General features: G+C 72.7%; 21 protein-coding genes. 12 read left to right on the top strand and 9 right to left on the bottom strand.

Annotated elements, in window-relative coordinates; translation table 11 throughout:
- Positions 1-9 precede the first annotated feature (9 nt).
- Both pgl and LXM90_RS11760 read left to right on the top strand, forming a co-directional pair.
- Complete coding sequence (gene pgl / locus LXM90_RS11765; RefSeq protein WP_020094172.1) at positions 10-735, top strand: 6-phosphogluconolactonase; 726 nt, start codon at positions 10-12, stop codon at positions 733-735.
- 188 nt (positions 736-923) lie between these two features.
- Positions 924-1445, top strand: coding sequence for a cysteine dioxygenase (locus LXM90_RS11760; RefSeq protein WP_020094171.1), 522 nt, complete (start codon positions 924-926; stop codon positions 1443-1445).
- Positions 1446-1467: 22 nt separating this feature from the next.
- Here the strand turns inward: LXM90_RS11760 and LXM90_RS11755 are convergent, their stop codons facing one another.
- On the bottom strand, positions 1468-1929 hold the full coding sequence (locus LXM90_RS11755) for an Lrp/AsnC family transcriptional regulator (RefSeq protein WP_012319278.1): 462 nt from the start codon (positions 1927-1929) through the stop codon (positions 1468-1470).
- A gap of 35 nt (positions 1930-1964) precedes the next feature.
- Entirely contained in the window at positions 1965-3089 is a 1125-nt protein-coding gene (locus tag LXM90_RS11750; protein ID WP_020094170.1) for a 2'-deoxycytidine 5'-triphosphate deaminase, read from the bottom strand.
- Between the two features lie 256 nt (positions 3090-3345).
- Between LXM90_RS11750 and apaG the strand changes: the two genes are divergently transcribed.
- From apaG to speG, 3 genes are read left to right on the top strand one after another with little or no spacing between them, the layout of a single operon-like run.
- Positions 3346-3738 carry a Co2+/Mg2+ efflux protein ApaG gene (gene apaG / locus LXM90_RS11745; protein ID WP_012319280.1) on the top strand — a complete coding sequence of 131 codons (393 nt, stop codon included), beginning with the start codon at positions 3346-3348 and terminating at the stop codon, positions 3736-3738.
- A 34-nt stretch (positions 3739-3772) separates the two neighbouring features.
- Positions 3773-4942: an acetylornithine deacetylase gene (argE, locus tag LXM90_RS11740; RefSeq protein WP_020094168.1), complete on the top strand. Its 1170-nt coding sequence runs from the start codon at positions 3773-3775 to the stop codon at positions 4940-4942.
- A 14-nt stretch (positions 4943-4956) separates the two neighbouring features.
- Complete coding sequence (gene speG, locus LXM90_RS11735) at positions 4957-5508, top strand: spermidine N1-acetyltransferase (RefSeq protein WP_026605087.1); 552 nt, start codon at positions 4957-4959, stop codon at positions 5506-5508.
- 91 nt (positions 5509-5599) lie between these two features.
- Here the strand turns inward: speG and LXM90_RS11730 are convergent, their stop codons facing one another.
- The 4 genes from LXM90_RS11730 to LXM90_RS11715 all read right to left on the bottom strand — a co-directional run bounded on the left by LXM90_RS11730 (position 5600) and on the right by LXM90_RS11715 (position 10689).
- Positions 5600-6859 carry a hypothetical protein gene (locus tag LXM90_RS11730; protein ID WP_103985603.1) on the bottom strand — a complete coding sequence of 420 codons (1260 nt, stop codon included), beginning with the start codon at positions 6857-6859 and terminating at the stop codon, positions 5600-5602.
- A 169-nt stretch (positions 6860-7028) separates the two neighbouring features.
- Positions 7029-8072, bottom strand: a complete 1044-nt coding sequence (locus LXM90_RS11725; RefSeq protein WP_020094165.1) for an Hsp33 family molecular chaperone — start codon at positions 8070-8072, stop codon at positions 7029-7031.
- A gap of 277 nt (positions 8073-8349) precedes the next feature.
- Complete coding sequence (gene argF, locus LXM90_RS11720) at positions 8350-9330, bottom strand: ornithine carbamoyltransferase (protein ID WP_020094164.1); 981 nt, start codon at positions 9328-9330, stop codon at positions 8350-8352.
- A gap of 168 nt (positions 9331-9498) precedes the next feature.
- On the bottom strand, positions 9499-10689 hold the full coding sequence (locus tag LXM90_RS11715; RefSeq protein ID WP_026605084.1) for an aspartate aminotransferase family protein: 1191 nt from the start codon (positions 10687-10689) through the stop codon (positions 9499-9501).
- Positions 10690-11016: 327 nt separating this feature from the next.
- On the opposite strand from LXM90_RS11715, the gene LXM90_RS11710 reads away from it, so the two are divergent.
- The 6 genes from LXM90_RS11710 (at position 11017) to LXM90_RS11685 (ending at position 16392) form a co-directional block, all read left to right on the top strand.
- Complete coding sequence (locus tag LXM90_RS11710) at positions 11017-11490, top strand: RidA family protein (protein WP_020094162.1); 474 nt, start codon at positions 11017-11019, stop codon at positions 11488-11490.
- 2 nt (positions 11491-11492) lie between these two features.
- Positions 11493-12242 carry a glycerophosphodiester phosphodiesterase family protein gene (locus tag LXM90_RS11705; RefSeq protein WP_020094161.1) on the top strand — a complete coding sequence of 250 codons (750 nt, stop codon included), beginning with the start codon at positions 11493-11495 and terminating at the stop codon, positions 12240-12242.
- 42 nt (positions 12243-12284) lie between these two features.
- Entirely contained in the window at positions 12285-12719 is a 435-nt protein-coding gene (locus LXM90_RS11700) for a lysozyme inhibitor LprI family protein (RefSeq protein WP_020094160.1), read from the top strand.
- 177 nt (positions 12720-12896) lie between these two features.
- The gene (locus LXM90_RS11695; protein ID WP_020094159.1) at positions 12897-14174 is read left to right on the top strand and encodes a GNAT family N-acetyltransferase; all 1278 of its coding nucleotides are present in this window, start codon (positions 12897-12899) and stop codon (positions 14172-14174) included.
- On the top strand, positions 14171-15331 hold the full coding sequence (locus LXM90_RS11690; protein WP_020094158.1) for a M20 aminoacylase family protein: 1161 nt from the start codon (positions 14171-14173) through the stop codon (positions 15329-15331). The genes LXM90_RS11695 and LXM90_RS11690 overlap by 4 nt, the downstream gene beginning before the upstream one ends.
- A 470-nt stretch (positions 15332-15801) precedes the next feature.
- On the top strand, positions 15802-16392 hold the full coding sequence (locus tag LXM90_RS11685; RefSeq protein WP_020094157.1) for a PAS domain-containing protein: 591 nt from the start codon (positions 15802-15804) through the stop codon (positions 16390-16392).
- 49 nt (positions 16393-16441) lie between these two features.
- On the opposite strand, the gene LXM90_RS11680 is transcribed toward LXM90_RS11685, so the two are convergent.
- The 3 genes from LXM90_RS11680 to modC all read right to left on the bottom strand — a co-directional run bounded on the left by LXM90_RS11680 (position 16442) and on the right by modC (position 19798).
- Positions 16442-18079 carry a TadG family pilus assembly protein gene (locus LXM90_RS11680; RefSeq protein ID WP_020094156.1) on the bottom strand — a complete coding sequence of 546 codons (1638 nt, stop codon included), beginning with the start codon at positions 18077-18079 and terminating at the stop codon, positions 16442-16444.
- A complete protein-coding gene (locus LXM90_RS11675) occupies positions 18076-18516 on the bottom strand; it encodes a TadE family protein (protein ID WP_234082799.1) in 441 nt (146 codons plus the stop codon). Before LXM90_RS11675 ends, LXM90_RS11680 begins: the two co-directional genes overlap by 4 nt.
- Positions 18517-18694: 178 nt before the next feature.
- Positions 18695-19798, bottom strand: coding sequence for a molybdenum ABC transporter ATP-binding protein (modC, locus tag LXM90_RS11670; protein WP_020094154.1), 1104 nt, complete (start codon positions 19796-19798; stop codon positions 18695-18697).
- Positions 19799-19860: 62 nt separating this feature from the next.
- On the opposite strand from modC, the gene LXM90_RS11665 reads away from it, so the two are divergent.
- On the top strand, positions 19861-20517 hold the full coding sequence (locus tag LXM90_RS11665; protein ID WP_020094153.1) for a glutathione S-transferase: 657 nt from the start codon (positions 19861-19863) through the stop codon (positions 20515-20517).
- The last annotated feature ends 15 nt before the right edge of the window (positions 20518-20532 follow it).

Raw genomic sequence — 20532 nt, 5'->3', positions numbered from 1 at the left:
CCCGAACCCATGAGCCTTCCCGTCGGAACCCACGTCCTGAAGGATCCGGAGGCGGTTGCCCGCGAGGCGGCCGAGCGGATCATCGTGGCCTGCGGCGAGAGCCGGTCCGACCGGATCGCGCTCTGCCTCTCGGGCGGCTCGACGCCCAAGGTGCTGTACGGCCTGCTCGCCGGGCCGGACTACGCGGCCCGGGTGCCGTGGGAGCGGATCCACTGGTTCTTCGGCGATGACCGCGCCGTGCCGTGGGACGATCCGCGCAGCAATGTCCGGATGGTTCGGGAGGCCTTCGGGCACGGTTCCCAGATCCCGCCGACGCATCTCCACTTCATCCCCTCGGACGAGGGTCCGGAGGCGGGCGCCCGCGCCTACGAGCGGACGCTCCTCGACTTCTACGGGGCCGAGCGCCTCGATCCGGCCCGCCCGCTGTTCGACCTCGTGCTCCTCGGCCTCGGTGAGGACGGGCACACCGCCTCGCTGTTTCCCGGCAAGCCCGCCGTCGACGAGACCCGGCGGCTCGTCGTCGCCGTGCCCGAGGCCGGCCTGGAGCCGTTCGTTCCGCGGATCAGCCTGACGCTGCCGGCGCTCGCGTCCTCCCGGCACGTGCTGTTCCTCGTCACCGGGGCCGGCAAGCGGGTCCCGCTGGCCCGGCTGGCCGCCGGCGAGACCCTGCCGGCCGGCCGCGTAACCAGCGCGGGCGCCGTGGCGTGGCTGCTCGACGAGGCCGCGGCCGGCTGAACCCGCCGCGCCGGCGTCAGCCGCGCGGGAATGATCGGGCGCGCGCAACACCATTTCCTACTCGGGCGTCACCGGGCAATGGCATTGCCACGTCGCACGTGATGACGTTCGAGAACGCAACCCGTCATCGCCAGCCTCTGGGTATCCTTCGTGCAGCCTCGTGAAAGGGCACCGAAGGAGACCTGCCGATGCCGCAGACCACCACCCCGACCGACGTCGAGGCGATGCTGGCGAACCTCGCGCGCTCCGCGAGCCGCTCGCCGGAGGCCTATCTGGCCTCGGCCCGGGCGACCCTGGTGCGCCTGCTGGCCCAGCCGGATCTGCTCGACCCGTCGCGGCTGGTCGGCCGGGGGCCCGGCCTGAGCCGGAACCTCCTGTTCGGCACCGAGGCGATCAGCGTCTGGGCGATGGTCTGGGCGCCCGGCACGGTCACGCCGGTCCACGACCACCACTGCTCGTGCTGCTTCGGCCTGCTGCGCGGCAGCCTGCGGGAGACGTGGTACCGTCCGATCAGCGAGACCCACGCGGTGGCGACCATGGACGCCGTCCGCATGCCCGGCTTCGTCGCCTGCATGATGCCAACGGGGCCGAACCTGCACCGGATCGCCAATGACGGGCCGGAGGCGGCCGTCTCGATCCACGTCTACGGCTACGACCACCGGGCGCAGGACTCGTCGATCCACCGGACCTACGCGGTGGCGGCGGGCTGAGCCCCGCCGCGGCGCGGCCGCGTCACGCCACGTAGATCGTCGGGACGGCAGTCGTGTACTTCATCTCCTCCATGGCGATGGAGGAGGACAGGTTCGAGAAGTCGAGCTTGGCGATGAGGCGCTGGTAGACCGCGTCGTAGGCCTCGATATCGGGCACCACGATCCGCAGCAGGTAGTCGATCTCGCCGGTCAGGCGCCACGCCTCGACGATCTCCGGGAAGCCGGCGACCACCCGCCGGAACGCGTCCGACCAGTCTGCGGCGTGGCGCGGTGCCTTCACGGCCACGAACACCGTGGTGGGGACGTTGACCTTGCGGCGGTCCACCAGGGCGACCCGGCGGCGGATCACCCCGGACGCCTCCAGCTTCTTCACCCGCCGCCAGCACGGCGCCGCGCTGATGCCGACCTGCTCGGCGAGTTCGGCCACCGGGAGCGTCGCGTCCTGCTGGAGGAGATCGAGGATCTTCCGGTCCACGGCGTCCATGCGATCGATGCTCCCGTCGGCGCGTCCGGGCCGGACTACAGGGCGAAGTGCTTCGAGAGCTTGAGCCCCTGGGCCTGGTAGTTCGAGCCGGCCCCCGCCCCGTAGAGCGTCTCCGGCAGGTCGAGCATCCGCTCGTAGACGAGGCGGCCGACGATCTGCCCGTCCTCCAGAAGGAAGGGCACGTCGCGGGAGCGGACCTCCAGCACGGCCCGCGCGCCCGCCCCGCCGGCCCCGGCATAGCCGAAGCCCGGGTCGAAGAAGCCCGCGTAGTGGACGCGGAACTCGCCCACGAGGGGATCGAACGGCACCATCTCGGCGGCGTGGTCCGGCGGGACCTGCACCGCCTCCTTGGAGGCCAGGATGTAGAACTGGCCGGGATCGAGGATCAGGCTGCCCGATCCGTCGGCGGCGAGGGGTTCCCAGAAATCCGCCGCCCGGTGGCGACCGGGGGCGTCGACGTCGACGAGGCCGGTGTGGCGCTTCGCCCGGTAGCCGACGAGGCCGTCGAAGCCGGCGAGGTCGACCGAGACCGCCACGCCGCCCTGGAAGGACGGGCTGCCGGCGTCGACCAGGGCCGAGCGGGCGTGCAGCAGGCCGAGCTCGGCCTCGGTCAGCCGCGGCGCCCCGCGGCGGAAGCGGATCTGCGACAGCCGCGAGCCGCTGCGCACGAGGACCGGGAAGGTGCGCGGCGAGATCTCCGCGTAGAGCGGCCCGTCGTAGCCGGGCTCGACCTGGTCGAAGGCCTCGCCCCGGTCGGTGATGACGCGGGTGAAGACGTCGATGCGCCCGGTCGAGCTCTTCGGGTTCGCGGCCGCCGCGAGATCGGCCGGCAGGGCGAGGCTCTCCTGAAGCTCCGCGATGTAGACGCAGCCCGTCTCCAGGACGGCGCCCGGGCGCAGGTCGACGGCGTGCAGCGACAGCCGGTCGACGCAGGCCTGGACCGTCCGTCCCGAGCCGGGCAGGAAGCTCGTCCGCACCCGGTAGGCCCTGGCGCCCAGGCGCAGGTCGAGGCTCGCGGGCTGGATCTGATCGGCCGCGAAGGGGCTCGCATTCCGGATGCCGCCCGCCCGCGCGAGGGCGGCGATCGCCTGGGCCGGCAGGATGCCGGATCGGCCGTCCGCGCTCGTCTCGGCGGCTCCCGTGGCTGCGCCCGCGTTCATCGCGCCCCTGACTCCCTCGCGCGCCCCGGCCGGTCCGCGTCACGCCGAGCAGCGTTGTCCGCCGGGACCCGCTAACGCGGGCTTAACCGCGTCCGGAGGCCTCGTGAGGCCGGCGCCGCGACCGGCGGCCCGCCGCGCCGCGCGAGGTAGTCCGCCGCAATTGACGGCGATTCCGCCGCCCACTACCACCGGCCGGGAAGCGCGTTCCATTCGGCTTCCGCGAGTCGTACCGTCCGAAGAAGGGCCAAATAGGGCGATGTACAAGGCCGAGACGCGGGGAATAAGTGTGACGGTCCAGTCTCGTTTCGTCGAGGAGGAGTCCTCGCCGACCGAGAGCCGGTACTTCTTCGCCTACACGGTCGAGATCGTGAACAACGGCAGCGAGCAGGTCCAGCTGCGCTCGCGCCACTGGCGGATCATCGACGGCCACGGGGCCTGCCAGGAAGTGCGCGGCACCGGTGTGGTCGGCAAGCAGCCGGTGCTGGAGCCGGGCGAGTCCTTCTGCTACACCAGCGGCTGTCCGCTCAACACGCCCGACGGGTTGATGGCCGGCAGCTACACCATGGCGACGGTGGCCGGCGAGAGCTTCGAGGCCGAGATCCCCGCCTTCTCCCTCGACAGCCCGCACGTCCGCCGCAGCCTGCACTGAGGTCCCGGCCCGGGGCCTCGCCCCGGAGGAATCCATGTCCGCGACCGGCGAGCGGCTGAGCCCGCTCGACATGCTCGCCCGCCTCGTGTCCTTCGACACGGAGAGCGACAAGTCCAACCTCGCCCTGATCGACGCCGTCTGCGCCTATCTCGACGGCTGGGACGTCCCGTACCTGCGCCTCCCGAACGCGGCGGGCGACAAGGCCGCCATCCTCGCCACGGTCGGCCCGATGGTCGACGGCGGCACCATCCTGTCCGGCCACACCGACGTGGTGCCGGTGGCGGGCCAAGCCTGGACCGGCGACCCGTTCACCCTGCGCGTCGCCGACGGCCGGGCCTACGGACGGGGCGCGGTCGACATGAAGGGCTTCGACGCGCTGGCCCTGGCGCTCGTGCCCGACATGCTCGCCGCCGGTCTGAAGCGGCCGATCCACATCCTGCTCTCCTACGACGAGGAGACGACCTGCCTCGGCTCGATGGATGGGATCGCGCGGTTCGGCGACGGCCTGCCCCGACCGGCCGCGGTGATCGTCGGCGAGCCCACCGGCATGGAGGTGGCGGACGCCCACAAGAGCATCGTCACCTGCCTCACCACGGTCCACGGCCACGAGGCCCATTCCGCCCGCCCCGCCCTCGGCGCGAACGCCGTATCGGCCGCCTGCGACCTCGTCGCCGGCCTCAACCGGATCGCCGACCTGATGATCGAGCGCGGCGACCCGTCCGGGCGGTTCGACCCGGCCTCGACCACGGTCCATGTCGGGACGATCCAGGGCGGCACCGCCCGCAACATCCTCGCCAAGGAGTGCCGCTTCCTCTGGGAGTATCGCGGCCTGCCGGATCTCGACCCGGCCGAGATCCCGCGGCTCTTCGCGGCCGAGGTCGAGCGGGTCACCCGCGAGCGCCTCAACCGCTACGGCGCGTTCGGGCGGATCGAGACGCTGGAGGAGGTCGACATCCCCGGCCTCGCCCCGGAGCCGGGCTCGGCGGCCGAGCGCCTCTGCCTGCGCCTCGCCGGACGCAACCACACCGTCGCGGTCCCCTACGCCACCGAGGCCGGGCGCTTCCAGGCGGCCGGTCTCCCGACGGTGGTCTGCGGCCCCGGCGACATCGCCCAGGCGCACCAGCCCGACGAGTTCATCACCCTGGATGCCCTGGGCCAGGGTGAGCACTTCCTGCGCGAGCTGATCGAGGCCAGTGCGTCATGAATGCGGCGACCGGTATCACCATCAAGCTGCGTCCGCTGGAGCGGGAGGACCTGCGCTTCGTCCACCAGCTCAACAACAACGACAGCATCATGCGCTACTGGTTCGAGGAGGCCTACGAGTCCTTCGCCGAACTGCAGCAGCTCTACGAGCGCAACATCCACAACCAGACCGAGCGGCGCTTCATCGTGGCCGATCCGAGCGGGGAGCCGGCCGGGCTGATCGAGCTCGTCGAGATCAACCACCTGCACCGGCGCTGCGAGTTCCAGATCGCGATCCACCCGAGCTTCCAGGGCCGCGGCTACGCGTGGCAGGCCACCCGGATCGCCATGGATTACGCGTTCAGCGTGCTCAACATCCACAAGCTCTACCTGCACGTCGACCGGGACAACGCCCGGGCCGTGCGGATCTACGAGCGCTGCGGCTTCCACCCCGAGGGCGTGCTGAAGGACGAGTTCTTCGTGAACGGGCGCTACCGCGACGCCGTGCGGATGTGCCTGTTCCAGCCGGACTACCTGAGGGCCCGCGGCGGAGGCGGCGACATCGCCGAGCCCGTCCTGAAGGTCTGAACCGGGTCTCGTCCGCCGCCGACGGGCGACGGACGAGCTTGAAACGACGCGGGGGCGGAGCCCGTCGGCCCCGCCCCCGCGCTCACGCCGCTCAGTTGCGGCCGGCACCGCCCGTCTGGCCGCCGGCCCGGCCGGCACCTTGGGCGCCGCCCATGGCGCCGTTGCCGCCCGCGCTGCCGCCGCTCATGCCGCCGCGCTCCGCGCCGCCCGTCCGGCCGCCCTCGGCGCCGGACTTCATTCCGCCCTGCTGGCCGCCGCGATCGGACGCGTTGCGGATGCCGTCCTGCTGACCGCCGCGCATGTCGCTGTTGCGCATACCGTCGTTCTTGCCTTCCTGCTGACGGGAGGCCTTGTCCATCCCCCGATCCTGGCCGCGGTCGTTCCGGTCCATCCGGCCTTCGTTGCGGCCCTCGTTCCGCGACGCGTTGCGGATGCCGTCGCGCTCGCCGCGGTTGTCGAAGCGCGCGCCGGCGCGCTGCTCGGAGCGGAAGCTCGCGCTGACCGCACCGCCGCCGCTCAGGCGCCGGTACTCGGCGGAGCCGTAGCGCACCCGCTGGCCGCGGATCGTCACGAAGCGGTCCTCCTGGACGGAGACGAGGCGGCGGTACTCGGGGGAGCCGTACACCACGCGCTGGCCGCGGATGACGACGTAGCGCTCGCGCGGGCCGGTCTCGCGGACGCTGACCAAGCGGCGGTACTCGGGCGAACCGTAGAGCACGCGCTGGCCGCGGATCACGACGTAACGCGCGCGCGGGCCGCGATTCTCGGTGACGATCAGGCGGCGATACTCCGGCGAGCCGTACACGACCCGGCGGCCGCCGATGAACACGTAGCGGCCCTCGCGGCGGAAGCCGCCCTCGACCCGCTCGGACCGGACATCCGTCCGGCTCACGTCGGTCCGGCCCCGGAAATCGGCGCGGTCGGCGCGGCGGTCACCGCGACGGTCACCGCGATCGGCACGCGCGCCGTCGCGATCCCCGCGCTCGTCGCGGTCGGCGCGATCACCGCGGCGGTCGCCCCGCTCGGTGCCGGCCCGGTCCTTGTCCTGAGCCATGCGATCCTGACCCGTGCGGCCCTCGCCGCCGGCCTCGCGGCCCTGCGCGGACCGGCCTGCCTCGGCACCGGAGCGCTCGGACGCCGCCTGGCGGCCGCCCTTCATGTCACCCTGCATGCCACCCTGGGCGCCGCCCTGCATGCCGCCGCGCTCGCCGCCGCCGGCCTTCATGCCGGACTCGGCGTTACCCTGACCGCCGCGACCGCCCATCCCGGCGCCGCGATCGGCGCCACCCTGCTGGGCGTAGGCCGAGGTGCTGATCAGCAGCGCGGCCAATCCGATCGATAATTTCCGCATGGCGTACCCTCCAATGTTGAATCTGCGACGCAACGTCAAAGGTCGCGAAACGGTTCAGCCTGGAGGGATCAAAAATTTACGCAACGAATACCGATCTTCGTGCGTTTCGCGCGGAAAAGCTTGGCCGTAGACGCGGGCATGCTGGTCCGCAGGCCCGCTGTCCTGCGCTCTACTGGCCGGGCTGTCCGGCGATCTCGGCCTCGACCTCCTGGGGATCGAGGTCGTAGCGCCGGGAGCAGAACTCGCAGGTGATGACGATGCGCCCGTCATCCGCCACCATCTCGTGCCGCTCCTGCGGCGTGAACGAGCGGATCATGCCCATCACGCGCTCCCGCGAGCAGCGGCAGGTCTCCTGAACCGGCTGGCGGTCGAACACCCGCACCCCGCTCTCGTGGAACAGCCGGTAGAGCAGCCGCTCGCTCGACACGTTCGGGTCGACCAGCTCGTGATCCTCGATGGTCGCGACCAGCGAGCGGGCCTCGACCCAGGCATCGTCCTCCGGCGCCTCCCCCGAGAGGTGCGCGTGCCCCTCCGGGATATCGCCCGGGGGCAGGTCGGCGAGGCGCGCCCGATCCACCGACTGGGGCAGGAACTGCACGAGCAGCCCTCCGGCCCGCCAGCGCCCGGCCCCCTCCTCCACGGCCTCGGCCACGGCGAGGCGCACCTGCGTCGGGATCTGCTCCGACTGGCGGAAATACTGGTGCGCGGCCTCCTCCAGGCTCTGGCCCTCGAGGGCGACGACGCCCTGGTAGCGGCTCGCGGCGGTGCCCTGGTCGATGGTCATGGCGAGATGCCCGGTGCCGATCAGCTCGGCATCCTTGAGCGGGCCGGTCCCGAGGGCCGCGACCCGCTCCGGCTCGAACCGCGCGGTGGCGCGCAGCCGGTCCGGGGCCTCGAAATCGACCACGATCATCGCGACCGGACCGTCCGTCTTGGTCTGGAGCTGGAACCGGCCCTCGAACTTGAGGGAGGAGCCGAGCAGCACCGTCAGCGCCGCGGCCTCGCCGAGCAGGCGCGCCACCGGGTCCGGGTAGCCGTGGCGGCGCAGGATTGTGTCGACGGCCGGGCCGAGGCGGACGACGCGGCCGCGCACGTCCAGCGCCTCGACGGCGAAGGGCAGCACGGCGTCGTCGGCGCCGGCATGGCCGTTGCCGGCATTCGGGGCCTGCGGCTGGGATGGCGACTGGGGGTGCGACTGCGTTCCTGAGGTCATGCCCTCTCCGATCGATGCGTCCGGCGGCGCGTGCCGGCAAAGCGGGGATCCGTCCTCCCGGGGGCCGGGCGGCGTGAGGCGATGACCTTGGCGGAGCGATCGGATCCCTCACCCCGTCCAGCCCGGAGCGGGAGCGGCGGCGCAGCGCGCTCCGTTCGTCGCCGGGATGCCGCCTTCCGGCGGCCGTGATGGGGAGACGGGCAGCACGGGCCGCCCGCTCACGCCTATATGGTGCGCCGACCCCGCGAGCGCGAGGCCGGACAGTATGAGTGCGGGATCAGAGCCCGCTGGCGCCGAGGCACCAGGCCAGGATGCCCTTCTGCGCGTGCAGGCGGTTCTCGGCCTCGTCGAACACCACGGAGCGCGGGCCGTCCATCACCTCGGCCGTCACCTCCTCGCCGCGATGAGCCGGGAGGCAGTGCATGAAGATCGCGCCCGGATTCGCCGCCGCCATCAGCTTGTCGTTGACCTGATAGGGGCTGAGCAGGTTGTGGCGGTGCGCCTCGTCGTCGTCGCCCATGGACACCCAGCAATCGGTGACCACGGCATCGACGCCGTCGACGGCCGCGAAGGCGTCGGTGGTGACGTGGACGTCGGCGCCCTCCTGCTGCGCCCAGGCGAGGAGCGCCGGCGGCGGCGCGAGCTCCGGCGGGCTCGCGACGTTGAGCGTGAAGTCGAACCGGGCGGCGGCGTGGACCCAGCTCGCCAGCACGTTGTTCGAATCGCCCGACCACGCGACCTTGCGGCCGCGGATCGGCCCGCGATGCTCCTCGAAGGTCAGCACGTCGGCCATGATCTGGCACGGGTGGGAGACCTTGGTCAGGGCGTTGATCACCGGGACGGTGGCGTACTCGGCCAGCTCCAGCATCTGACCGTGGTCGAGGATACGGATCATGATCGCGTCGACGAAGCGCGAGAGCACCTGCGCGGTGTCGCCGATGGTCTCGCCGCGGCCGAGCTGCATCTCGGAGCCGGTGAGCATCAGGGTCTCGCCGCCGAGTTCGCGCATCGCCACGTCGAAGGAGACACGGGTGCGGGTCGAGGGCCGGTCGAACACCATAGCGAGGGTCTTGCCGGTGAGCGGGCGCTCGGCCGCCAGCTCGCCCTTGCGGCGGCGCGCCTTGATGGCGGCGCTGGCATCGAGGACCCGGCGCAGCTCCGCACCGGAGAAATCCTTGAGGTCGAGGAAATGACGAGGGCCGGCACCGTTCAGGTGCCTGGCCGGGGCCTGTGCCCGGCCGTCAATCTGGGCTTTCATCGCGTCACAATCACTAGAGTCTGCTCACCGATCACCTGATCATGAACCGCACTCTACCTCCTGGCAGGGGCATCTCCGTCACGCGCGGCGGGATCGACCGCGCCCGGAAATGCTTCGGGCCGCCCTCCGGGGTCCGGGGGGCGGTGTTCTCAATCGCGCGGATCGATCCTACTCGGCCGCGCCGCGCACGGCCTCGAAGCCGGACGCCGCCGCGTCCAGGCGGCGGACCGCCTCGTCGATCTCGGCCTCGCCGATGGTCAGCGGCGGCAGCAGGCGGACGATGTTGTCGCCCGCCGGGATCACCAGCAGATGCGCGTCCCGCGCGGCGGCGGCGAAGTCGGTGTTCGGCACGCCGAGCTTGAGGCCGAGCATCAGCCCCTCGCCGCGGATCTCCTGGATGACGTGCGGGTGGCGGTCGCGCAGGGCCGCGAGCTTCTGCTTGAGCAGCAGGCCGGAGCGGGCGACGCGCGCGAGGAAGCCCTCCTCCAGCACGACGTCCAGCACGGCGTTGCCCACCGCCATGGCGAGCGGGTTGCCGCCGAAGGTGGTGCCGTGCGTGCCGGCGGTCATGCCGCGCGCGGCCTCGCGGGTCGCGAGGCAGGCGCCCAGCGGGAAGCCGCCGCCGATGCCCTTGGCGACGCTCATGATGTCCGGGGTGATGCCGGACCATTCGTGCGCGAACAGCCGCCCGGTGCGGCCGACGCCGGTCTGGACCTCGTCCATGATCAGCAGGAGGCCGTTGGCGTCGCAGATCTCGCGCAGCCGGCGCAGGTCCGCGTGGGGGATCTCCCGCACGCCGCCTTCGCCCTGGATCGGCTCGATCATCAGCGCCGCCGTCTCCGGCCCGATCACCGCCTCCAGCGCGGCCCAGTCGCCGGCCGGGACCTGGTCGAAGCCCTCGACCTTCGGACCGAAACCCTCGATGTACTTCTGCTGGCCGCCGGCCGCGAGCGTCGCCAGCGTCCGCCCGTGGAAGGCGCCCGCGAAGGTGACGATCCGGTAGCGCTCCGGCTGCCCGCCGGCCGCGTGGTACTTGCGGGCGATCTTGATCGCCGCCTCGTTCGCCTCCGCGCCCGAGTTGCAGAAGAACACCACGTCCGCGAAGGTCGCGTCGACGAGGCGCTGCCCGAGGCGCTCGCCGCCCGGGATCTGGAACAGGTTCGAGGTGTGCCAGATCTTACCCGCCTGCTCGGTCAGCGCGCCGACGAGGTGCGGGTGCGCGTGGCCGAGGCCGTTCACCGCGATGCCGGCGCCGAAGTCGAGATATCGCTCCCCACCCTCCGTCACGAGCCAGGCGCCCTCGCCGCGCTCGAAAGCGAGCGGCGCGCGGACGTAGGTCGGCAGAAGGGCTGACGTCACGGGTCCCATCTCCGTTTCACGCAGGATCCCGGAGCGAGCGTTGAGCCGGCTCCAAATGAAAGTGCCGCCTCAGTCCTGGGCGGCACGCGCGCGATTACTATGAAAGAGCCGGCGCCTGTCAACGTTTCAGTGCCCGGCGGGCCCGACGGGCAGCCCTGCGCGCGGCACCGATAGAGCCGATCCTGACGGCGAATCTGCGGCGGGCCCGTCCCGGATCACCGGAGAATCGCGGGGCCGCGATCCCGGCCTTCGCGGCGGCGGCCCTTGCGCCGCGGGGGGCGGCCGTGCTCCTGCTCCCGCGGATTCGCAGGAACCAGGGAGAACCCGATGAGCTCGATCAAGGAACGCCTGGCGGCGCTGGGCCTGACGCTGCCGAAGGCGGCGGCGCCGGTCGCCAACTACGTGCCGTTCGTGCGCGCCGGCAACCTCGTGGTGATCTCCGGCCAGGTCTGCTTCGGCGCGGACGGCGCCATCGCGGCCGAGCACAAGGGCAAGGTCGGCGGCAACGTCTCGGCCGAGGCCGGCAAGGCGGCCGCGCGCCTCTGCGCCCTCAACGTGCTCGCCCAGCTCGAGGCCGCGGTGGGCGACCTCGACCGCGCGGTGGTCCAGTGCGTGCGGCTCGGCGGCTTCATCAACGCGGCGCCGGGCTTCTCGGCCGTGGCCGGGGTGATGAACGGCGCCTCCGACCTGATGGTCGAGCTCCTCGCCGACCGCGGGCGCCACGCGCGCTCCACCGTCGGCGTGGCCGAGCTGCCCCTCGACGCCGCCGTCGAGGTCGAGGCGATGTTCGAGGTCCGCTGACGGTGGCCGCCCCCGACTGGCTCACCGCGCGGCCGATCGCCCATCGCGGCCTGCACGACCGCGCGGCGGGCCGGCCGGAGAACACGCTGGCGGCGGCCCGGGCGGCCGTCGCGGGCGGCTTCGCCATCGAGTGCGACGTCCAGCTCAGCGCCGACGGCGAGGCGATGGTCTTCCACGACGCCGCGCTCGGGCGCCTGACCGGGGCGAGTGCGGCTCTGGCCGACCGGTCGGCCGCCGAACTCGGGACGCTCGCCGTCGCCGGGTCCGCGGAGACGATCCCGACGCTGCCGGCCTTCCTGGCGGCGGTGGCCGGGGCGGTGCCGGTGGTGATCGAGGTGAAGTCCCGCTACGACGGCGACCTGCGGCTCGCGACCCGCACCGCCGAAGTGGCCGCCGCCTATGACGGGCCGGTGGCGCTGAAATCCTTCGACCCGCAGGTGGTCGCGGCCCTGCGCGACCTCTGCCCCGCCGCGATCCCGCGGGGCATCGTGGCGGAGACGACGCAGGACGACCCGGTCTACGCGGCCCTGACGCCCTCGCTCCGCCGGTCCCTCTCCGACCTGCTGCACCTCGCCGAGACGCGGCCCGACTTCCTGTCCTGGCGGGTGGACGACCTGCCCTGCGCCCCGACCTACCTCTGCCGACTGCTCGGTCAGATCCCCGTCATGACCTGGACGGTCCGGAATGCGGAGCAGCGCGCCCGCGCGGCCGCGCACGCGGACCAGATGGTGTTCGAGGGCTTCGTCCCGTGAATTTTCCTACGCCCTGTCCGATTCTGTCCGACCAAGATCGCCATGACCGCTTCGAGTGACGCGCGCGCCCGATTCGCGCGGCTCTGCGGGGGCCTCGCCCTCGCCGCGACCCTGCTCTCCCCGGCGCCCGCTTCGGCGGCCGACCCGTGCGCGGGCACGACCCAGGCGGATCTCAACGCTTGCGCGGCTGCCGATTACCGGGCCGCCGACACGGCGCTGAACGCCGTCTACGGGCAGCTGATGAAGAAGATCGGCCCGAAGACGAAGGACGCCCTGCGGGGCGCCCAGAAGGCCTGGCTGTCGTACCGGGACGCGACCTGCTTCCTCGAGACCATGGGCCTCGACGGGGGCTCGGCCTACGCGATGGAGTACAACGGCTGCCTGAAGGGGCTGACCGACGCGCGGATCAAGGTCCTGAAGGGATACCTCGACTGCAAGGCGGACGACGTGTCGTGCGTCGGCCGCCTCGGCGAGTGAGCGCGGGCCGCGACGGCGCCGTCCGGTTCGGAGCGCGCGCGCGTCGCCGCGCGCCGTCCTGGAGGCCGCGCGAAAGCGCGGGGCGGGTGACGTCGGCGGCCGTCTGACAACGCTGCCATGGTCGCCGCGCGCATCCGCCCGCTTGCCCCCGGCCGGTCAGGAGCTAGAGTCCGGCCCATGAAGCAAGCACCCGGGCCGACGCCGGAGACCGCCGCACTGACCGTGCGGGCGCTTCCCGGATTGAAGGAGATCGGCGCGGCGGAATGGGATGCCTGCGCCTTCTCGCCCGAGACCCTGGCGGCGGGCGACGAGACCCACAACCCCTTCCTCTCGCACGCTTTCCTGTCGGCGCTGGAGGATTCGGGCTGCGTCTCGCGCAGGACCGGCTGGCTGCCGCTCCACGTCTCGGTCGAGCGCGACGGCGTCCGCCTCGGCGTCGCGCCCTGCTACCTGAAATCGCACAGCCAGGGCGAGTACGTCTTCGACCACGGCTGGGCCGACGCCTACGAGCGGGCCGGCGGCGCCTACTACCCCAAGCTCCAGGTCAGCGTGCCGTTCACGCCGGTGACCGGGCCGCGCTTCCTGATCGCGCCGGGGGCCGATCCCGACGAGGCCACGGCCGGCCTCGTCGCGGGCCTGCGGGCCCTGCGGGGCGAGACCAAGGCCTCCTCGATCCACGTCACCTTCATGCGCGAGCCGGAGTGGGAGCGGGCCGGCGCGGCCGGCTTCCTGCAGCGCACCGACCAGCAGTTCCACTGGCAGAACGACGGCTACGCGACCTTCGACGACTTCCTGTCCGCCCTCGCCTCGCGCAAGCGCAAGACCATCCGCAAGGAGCGCCGCGACGCCCTGGCGCCGGGCATCACCGTGGAGCACCTGACCGGCGCGGCCATCACCGAGGCCCACTGGGACGCGTTCTACGCCTTCTACATGGACACGGGCTCGCGGAAGTGGGGGCGGCCCTACCTCAACCGCCGGTTCTTCTCGCTCCTGTCCGAGCGCATGGCCGACCGGGTGCTCCTCGTGATGGCGAAGCGCGGGGACGCCTACATCGCGGGGGCGATCAACCTCATCGGCGATACCGCGCTCTACGGGCGCAACTGGGGCTGCATCGAGGACCACCCCTTCCTGCATTTCGAGATCTGCTACTATCAGGCGATCGACTTCGCGATTGCCCGGGGCCTGAAGCGGGTCGAGGCGGGTGCCCAGGGCGAGCACAAGCTCGCCCGCGGCTACCGGCCGGTCCTGATGCACTCGGCCCACGACATCGCCGACCCGGCGCTGCGCCGCGCGGTGGCCGATTACTTGCAGCGGGAGCGCGCCCACGTCGCCGAGGCGGTCGACGTTCTCGACACGCTGACGCCGTTCCGGCGCGCGGACGCGGGCGACGCCTGCGCGACGCCCCCCGACGCCTCGTCCCCCAACACCTCCCCCCCCGAGAGTTCCGAGTCATGAGCCCGATCGACCGCATCAAGACCTACGCCGACGAGCTGACGGCCCTGCGCCGCGACCTGCACGCCCATCCGGAGCTCGGCTTCGAGGAGGTGCGCACCGCCGGCATCGTGGCCGACATGCTGGAGAAGCTCGGCTGCGAGGTCCATCGCGGCGTCGGCGGCACCGGCGTGGTCGGGCTGCTCAAGGGCCGCACCGACAACGGAAAGCGCATCGGCCTGCGCGCCGACATGGACGCCCTGCCCATCGAGGAGGAGACCAACCTCCCCTATCGCTCGACCTACGCGGGCAAGATGCACGCCTGCGGCCATGACGGGCACACCACGATGCTGCTGGGGGCGGCGCGCTACCTCGCCGAGACCCGCGATTTCGAAGGCACCGCGGTGTTCGTGTTCCAGCCGGCCGAGGAGGGCCGTGGCGGCGCCCGGGCCATGCTGAAGGACGGCCTGTTCGAGCGCTTCCCCTGCGACGAGATCTACGGCCTGCACAACCAGCCCGGCGGCGGCCACGGCATGATCAAGCTGCGGCCGGGGCCGATCATGGCGGCGGCGGACTTCTTCGACATCCACATCCGCGGCAAGGGCATCCACGCCGCCCAGCCGCACCGGGGCGTCGACCCGATCATCATCGCCACCGGCCTCGCCCAGGCGCTCCAGTCGATCGTGTCGCGCAACGCCGACCCGCTGAAGTCCATCGTCCTGTCGATCACCCGGATCGAGGCGGGCTCCGCCTACAACGTGATCCCCGAGACGGCCCATCTCGCCGGCACGATCCGCACCTTCGACAAGGAGATCCGGGCGCTCGCCGGAACCCGCATGCGCGAGCTGGCGGCCGGCTTCGGCGCCGCCTACGGCGCCGAGGTCACGGTCGACCTGCAGGACGTGTTCTCCGTCCTGGAGAACGCCCCCGCGCAGGCGGCCGCCGCCACGGAGGTCGCCACCGAGCTCCTGGGCGCCGACAAGGTCGAGTCGAACGTCGTGCCCAAGATGGGCAGCGAGGACTTCGCCGACATGACCATGGCGGTCCCCGGCGCCTATGTCTGGCTCGGCGCCAATCCGGGGCCCGGCCTGCACAATGCCGGCTACAACTTCGACGACTCGATCATCCCGATCGGCAGCGCCTTCCTGGCGCGGATGGTCGAGCGCCGCACCGCGGCCTGACGCCGGGCGCCGTCCCCGCCCTCCGGGACTTTCCGGATGGCGGGCGATGTCGCCGCGCGAGCCCGTCCGGCCGTCGACAGCGCGGCCGGCCGGTGCGAATCCTGACGGAACTCGCCCGCGAGCCAACGCGGGCCGCGAAGGGAGGGCGCCATGTCACCGGAGATGCGGGAATCGCGCGCGGCGCTCATCCTGCTCGCCGCCTCGGTGGGGGCGGTCCTGATTTTCGGCGCCTTCACGCTGCTCACGCAGCTCGGCTGAGGCGCGACCGCGATTGCAACCTGAGCGGGTCGATCCCGGCCCCGATCGGCGCGGCCCGGCGGCCCGACGATCTGGATTCCGCCGTCCGCGCAGGGGAATGCCGTTGATGCTTCACGGGCTATCGAGTTGAGTTAACTGCTCATTAATTCCATCAGCGGTTGTATATCTCCGACGAAGGCGGGCACGGTGCGCGCTGGAACCGGAGTTCGCCCATGATGGCCGACGCAATCCAGGGCCCCCGCCCTCGGCCGGTCGACCTCTCGGCCGCCCTCGACGCCTCCGGGATCATCGGCGCGTGGTCGTGGTCGCCGCGCGCCGAGCGGTGCGTCCTCGATGCCGGCGCCGCCGAGGTGCTGGCCGGGGATGCCGGGCTCGCCGGGCGCCCCCTCCCGCTCTCGGTCGCCAAGGCCTGCGTCCATCCCGAGGATCGGCCGGCCGTGGTGCGGCAGTTCAAGGCTCTGCGCGAGCGCGGCGGCCTATTCGTGGCCGAGTACCGGACGCTGTCGCCCTCGGGGCAGGTCCGCCGGATCCTCGATCGCGGCCGGATCCCGCCGGGCGCGTCGAGCCGGCGCCTCGGGCACGGTGTCATCATCGACGTGACCGACGAGCCGTCGGCGACACGCGCGATGCCCGAGCCCGCGGACGCGCTCACCCAGGCGGTCGACCGCGCTCTCGAATGCCGCGACGCCCTGGAGGGGGTGGCGGATTCCGAGCTTCAACTCCTGATCGACATGCTGCTGCTGCACCTCGGACGGCGCATCGCCAAGGCCTCCACGACCGGTGCGCGCCGCGGCGGCCACTGAGCGGGGCTGCCGCGTCCTGTCGGGGCTCTGCCGGGCCGTCCGGCCCGGCTCACTGCACCAGCACGGCCTGGTTGCAGAGGGTGCCGTCGACCTCGAGGTCGGCGTAGCCCAGACGCAGGCCGAGGCTGCGCAGGACGGTGTCGAGCACGAGGTCGACACCCGGCGTCACGGTGCCCAGGGCGGTCGTCAGGGTCGACTGGATCAGCGGCGGCACGCCGACGTCGCCGACGCTCAGCACGAGATTGCGCAGCAGGCTGCCGGTGAGCGACTGGGTCAGGTTGCCCGAGGCGACCGTGCGAACCGTGTGGTTGGCGATGTCCGCGTCCGAGAACACGAGGGTCTGCGACCCGCTGCCGAGCGTCGCCAGGGCGCGCCCGGAGACGGTGATCCCGAGCACCGTGACCAGGGGCGCGGGCTGCGACAGGTCGGGGCTCGCGCTGCCCCCGTTGATGGCGGTGCGCGGCACCTGCGCGATCGCCAGCGTCGCCAGTCCCGTCTGCGCGTCGAGGGTGACCTTGCGTCCGCCGGACCCGGCGCAGCTGAGCGACCGCAGGGTCGCCTGCGCCGGTGCCACCTCCGCGTAGACCGGCAGGGTGATGGTTCCGAGCCCGAGCGCCGTGACGGTGGTCTCGATCAGCAGCCGGGTCTGCGCCGTCTGCACGGTGGCGTTCCGGCTGCCCGGCCGGACCCAGCCGGAGCTGCGCTTGCGCTCTCCGATCGCCAGGGTCAGGCGGGTCGAGAGCAGGCCGGGCACCGTGGCTCCGAGATCGATCGCCACCTGATTCTGGCCGTTCGCCAGGGAGGCGGCCGCGCCCAGCAGGTTCAGCACGTTGAGCGAGGGGCCGGCGAAGCCCCGCGGCGGCGCCAGCGCGGCGGCGTCGCCGAGCCCGTCCACCTGGCCGATCGCGACGAGGTTTCCGGCATTCGGCAGGGCGTTGAGGATCCCCGACAGGGCCGACACCGCGCTGCCGTTGTCCGCCGCGGCGACCCGGAGCGCCATCAGCATCTGACCGACGCTGGCATTCGCCTGAACGATGTCGGTGTAGTTCGCGGCCTGCATGTTGAGGCTCGCCCCGAGGGCGTCGAGGACGCGCAGCCCGTCGACGCGGGCGCTGGCCAGGGCATCGTAGTCGCTGACGCTGAGCGACAGCTTGGCGCCGAGCAGCGCGCCGAGCAGGGCGTTGGCGATGCCGCCGTCGAGCTTCAGCGTGCCGGACCCGATCGTGAAGGCGGCGAATTGCGCGCTCGCGGCGGTGCCGGTCACCCGCAGCGGCACCGCGGCGGGCAGGCCGATCGCCCGGCCGAAGGTCACCGGGACCGAGGTCGCGAGGCCGACCCGCACCGCGTTCGCCGGGCTGCCGCCGGCGCTGAACCGGCCGCCCGGGGCGACGCCCTTGGTGCTCGCGTCGTAGCTGCCGGGCGCGACCGTGGCGGTCGCCGCGCCGTAGCCGTTGTCGCCGAGGGAGCGGCGGGCGACCGTGTCGGCCTGGCTCGGATCGACGGCCGCCAGCATGGCGGCGATGTCCACCGCCCCCTGCGCCTTGCGCCGCGCCTGGAAGACCAGGCCGAGATCGATCCCGACCGCGCCCGCCCCCATCAGCATCGCGCTGCCGAGCGCCACCAGGATCGCGACGTTGCCGCCGCGCGCGGCCCCGAAGCGGCGCAGGCGCCCGCCCCGGCCGATCACAGGCCGCCCTTCCGGACGCTGACGGTGCTGCGCAGCACGGTCGGGAGCATCGGCAGCAGGCGCGCGAAGGCGTTGATGCCGAGCGTGTTGGCGTCGAGGGTGACGGTGACCGTGTACACCGTCGCGTCGCTGGGATCCGGCCCGACCTGCACGACGATGCTGCCCGGCCGGAACATCGCGCCGGCGCTCAGGCTCCGGTTCACCATGGACTGGGCGAGATTCGCGCGCTCGGCATCCGTGACGCCGGCCACGGAGGCGCGGGCCGCCTCGGCGGCGATCTGGCGGAGGTTGTGGGCGGCGCCGAGGCAGATCCCGAACACCGCGATCCCGGCGAAGAGCAGGAACAGCACGGGTGCCACGAGGGCGAACTCCACCGCGGAACTGCCGCGCCGGCAGGTCCACCCGTTCGGCGCGCTCCGCCGGCGCAAGCGCCGCATGCCCATCGCATCGCCCTCCGCGACTCGCGCAGCACGACCACTGCACGATCCATCGTGGCGGCGATGTTCTAACTAATGGTTGTTTTAATGCTCAATTTTACAACCAAAGCGAGTGGTTCGCGTCCCGGGTGCGCCTCCCGGGCTCGACCGGCTCGTCGCGCCGAGCCGTGTCGCGGTCTCAGATCGCCCGCGGAGGCCGCAGCAGGCCGATCCCCGCCGGATCGAAGGACGCGCTCTTGACGATGGCGTGGACCTCGCGCCCCGGGGCGAGGCCGAGTTCGCGGACGGCCGCGCCGGTCACGCGCGCCACGAGACGGGCGCCGTTGCAGTCGATCTCCACCGCCGTCTCGGCGCCCGCGGCCGTCAGGCCGCAGATCCGGCCGGCCAGCACGTTGCGGGCGCTGAGGCCGCGGGGAGGCTCGGTGGCGACGAGCACGTCGCGGGCGGGGATGCGCACCCGCAGCCGCGTCCCGGCCGGGCGCGACAGGCCCGGCACCAGCAGGCTCCCGGCGGCGCCCGTCAGGCGCGTGAGCCCGGTGGCGGCGTCGAGGGCCTCGACGACCATGTCGAGGAGCGCGCCGGCCTCGGCCTCGTGGATCGGCACGAGATCGGCGCGGCGCAGGATCGTCTCCGCGGGGCCGGCGGCGGCCACCCGCCCGGCCTCCAGCACGATCACCGTGTTGGCGAGCCGGGCCACCTCGGAGACGGCGTGGCTGACGTAGAGGATCGGCACGCCGGCCTCGTCGCGCAGGCGCTCGATGTAGGGAAGGATCTCGGCCTTGCGGGCCTCGTCCAGGGCCGCGAGGGGCTCGTCCATCAGCAGGAGGCGCGGCCTCGCCAGCAACGCTCGGCCGATCGCCACCCGCTGGCGCTCGCCGCCCGAGAGACCGGCGGGCCGCCGGTCGAGGAGATGGTCGATGCCGAGCATGTCGGTCACGGCCGCGAAGGCCGCCGGGTCGGCGCGGCGCCGCGCGAAGACCCGGCCGTAGCCGAGATTGGTCCGGACGCTGAGATGCGGGAACAGCCGCGCGTCCTGGAACACCACGCCGACGTGGCGCCGGTGCGACGGCAGCACCAGGCCGGACGCGGTGTCGACCCACGGGGTGCCGCCGACGACGATCCGGCCCCGGTCCGGCCGCGCGAGGCCGGCGATCAGGTCGATCAGCGTGGTCTTCCCCGAGCCCGAGCGCCCGAACAGGGCGGTCAGCCCCGGACCGGCCTCGAAGGCGGCCGCGAGCGCGAAGGCGCCGCGCCGGAGCTGGACGTCGACCTGGATGCTCACGCGGACAGACTCGCGTAACAGGAGCCCCGGCGCGTCCCGACGCCGGCCCGGACTTGCCCGCGATGATCACGGTCCACCACCTCGAGAACAGCCGCTCGCAGCGCGTGCTCTGGCTGCTGGAGGAACTGGAGCTGCCCTACCGCGTGATCCGCCACGCCCGCGACCCGCGGACCCTGCGCGCGCCCGCCGAACTCCTGGCCGTCCACCCGCTGGGCAAGGCGCCGGTGATCACCGACGGCGGGACGGTGGTCGCCGAGACCGGCGCGATCGTCGCCTACCTGACGGATCTGGCCGGCGCGCGGCTGGTGCCCGTACCCGGGACGGAGGAGCGGCGGCGCTACGTCTACTGGTCGCACTACGCCGAGGGCTCGGCGATGCCGCCGCTGCTGCTGAAGCTGGTCTTCGGGCGGCTGGCGCCGGGCAGTCCCTGGCCGCTGCGGCCCCTTGTCCGCCGGATCGCCGACACGGTGCTGCGGGGCTTCGTCGATCCGGACCTGCGCCGGCACGCGGCCTTCTGGGAGACGGAACTCGCCGGCCGCCCGTATTTCTGCGGCGCCGATTTCACCGCGGCCGACATCCTGATGAGCTTCCCGCTGGAGGCCTTCGCGGCGCGCGGCACGGGCGCGGGCCCGCGCGTCGCGGACTGGCTCGCGCGCATCCACGCCCGTCCGGCCTACCAGAGGGCGCTGCAGCAGGGCGGGCCCTACGCGTATGCCTGAGCGGGCGTCCCGCCC

It is taken from the genome of Methylobacterium oryzae, from assembly GCF_021398735.1.
Taxonomy (GTDB): Bacteria; Pseudomonadota; Alphaproteobacteria; order Rhizobiales; family Beijerinckiaceae; genus Methylobacterium.
Note: the sequence above shows the minus strand (reverse complement) of the source record. Positions and strands in the feature narration are given on the sequence as shown.

Excerpts from the sequence above, each read along its gene's own strand:
- pgl (WP_020094172.1), top strand. The coding sequence starts at position 10 with ATGAGCCTTCCCGTCGGAACCCACGTCCTGAAGGATCCGGAGGCGGTT.
- LXM90_RS11760 (WP_020094171.1), top strand. The coding sequence starts at position 924 with ATGCCGCAGACCACCACCCCGACCGACGTCGAGGCGATGCTGGCGAAC.
- LXM90_RS11755 (WP_012319278.1), bottom strand. The coding sequence starts at position 1,929 with ATGGACGCCGTGGACCGGAAGATCCTCGATCTCCTCCAGCAGGACGCG.
- LXM90_RS11750 (WP_020094170.1), bottom strand. The coding sequence starts at position 3,089 with ATGAACGCGGGCGCAGCCACGGGAGCCGCCGAGACGAGCGCGGACGGC.
- apaG (WP_012319280.1), top strand. The coding sequence starts at position 3,346 with ATGTACAAGGCCGAGACGCGGGGAATAAGTGTGACGGTCCAGTCTCGT.
- argE (WP_020094168.1), top strand. The coding sequence starts at position 3,773 with ATGTCCGCGACCGGCGAGCGGCTGAGCCCGCTCGACATGCTCGCCCGC.
- LXM90_RS11730 (WP_103985603.1), bottom strand. The coding sequence starts at position 6,859 with ATGCGGAAATTATCGATCGGATTGGCCGCGCTGCTGATCAGCACCTCG.
- LXM90_RS11725 (WP_020094165.1), bottom strand. The coding sequence starts at position 8,072 with ATGACCTCAGGAACGCAGTCGCACCCCCAGTCGCCATCCCAGCCGCAG.
- argF (WP_020094164.1), bottom strand. The coding sequence starts at position 9,330 with ATGAAAGCCCAGATTGACGGCCGGGCACAGGCCCCGGCCAGGCACCTG.
- LXM90_RS11710 (WP_020094162.1), top strand. The coding sequence starts at position 11,017 with ATGAGCTCGATCAAGGAACGCCTGGCGGCGCTGGGCCTGACGCTGCCG.
- LXM90_RS11700 (WP_020094160.1), top strand. The coding sequence starts at position 12,285 with ATGACCGCTTCGAGTGACGCGCGCGCCCGATTCGCGCGGCTCTGCGGG.
- LXM90_RS11695 (WP_020094159.1), top strand. The coding sequence starts at position 12,897 with ATGAAGCAAGCACCCGGGCCGACGCCGGAGACCGCCGCACTGACCGTG.
- LXM90_RS11690 (WP_020094158.1), top strand. The coding sequence starts at position 14,171 with ATGAGCCCGATCGACCGCATCAAGACCTACGCCGACGAGCTGACGGCC.
- LXM90_RS11685 (WP_020094157.1), top strand. The coding sequence starts at position 15,802 with ATGATGGCCGACGCAATCCAGGGCCCCCGCCCTCGGCCGGTCGACCTC.
- LXM90_RS11675 (WP_234082799.1), bottom strand. The coding sequence starts at position 18,516 with ATGCGGCGCTTGCGCCGGCGGAGCGCGCCGAACGGGTGGACCTGCCGG.
- LXM90_RS11665 (WP_020094153.1), top strand. The coding sequence starts at position 19,861 with ATGATCACGGTCCACCACCTCGAGAACAGCCGCTCGCAGCGCGTGCTC.